Genomic DNA, 794 nt, shown 5'->3' with positions numbered 1-794 from the left:
ACGGCCTCCTCGCTGAAGCAGGCCTCGATCCCCGCGTCTTCGGCGGCAGCAAGCCCGTTCCGTTCACGGCCGTGGGATGCCTGATCGCCCTGGCGGCCGAGCGCACCCGCTGCCCTCATCTCGGACTGCTGGTCGGGCAGCAAACCAGCCTGGCTTCGCTAGGCCTTCTCGGCGGGCTGCTGCGCAACTGCGCCTCGGTGGGTGAGGCCCTGCGGGCCCTGGAAGCGCACGCCTGCGTGCGCGACCGGGGAGCGGTGGTCGGCCTTGGTGTGCACGACGACATCGCCGTCCTCAGCTATGCCCCGCATGAGCCCGAGGCCGAGGGCGCTACTCTGCATCTGGAGCGGGCGCTGGCCACGCTGACCACCCTCCTGCGCGGGCTGTGCGGGCCTGACTGGGCGCCGCTGGAGGTCCTGCTGCCGCGCTCCGCCCCGCATGATACAGCCCCCTACACCGGCTTCTTCAGGGCCCCTGTCCGCTTCGATCAGGAAACAGCCGCCCTGGTGTTCCCGGCCGCCCTCCTGCAGCAGCCGATCGCGGGGGCGGATCCGGCGCTGCGCCAGAGGGTGGAGGACCGCATCCGCCGGCTCGAGGCAGAGCAGGTCTCCACGCTGACGGACAAGCTTCGCGAGTACCTCCAGACCGCCGTGACCCGGCAGCGCTGCACAGCCGAGCGCGTGGCGCGGCTGAAGCTGGTGAACCGCCGCACCCTGAGCCGCCGCCTGAGGGCCGAGGGCACGAGCTTCCGGCAACTCGCCAACGAGGCGCAGTTCCGCGTGGCGAAGTACCTGCTC

1 protein-coding gene is annotated in these 794 nt (G+C 71.7%); it reads left to right on the top strand.

The features are described 5' to 3' along the window. Window positions 1–794, top strand: a 794-nt coding sequence (locus MOX02_RS30840) for an AraC family transcriptional regulator (RefSeq protein WP_147029550.1), incomplete at both ends; no start/stop codon positions are given.

It is taken from the genome of Methylobacterium oxalidis, assembly GCF_007992195.1.
Lineage (GTDB): Bacteria > Pseudomonadota > Alphaproteobacteria > Rhizobiales > Beijerinckiaceae > Methylobacterium > Methylobacterium oxalidis.
This window is presented reverse-complemented; position numbering and strand designations above follow the sequence as displayed.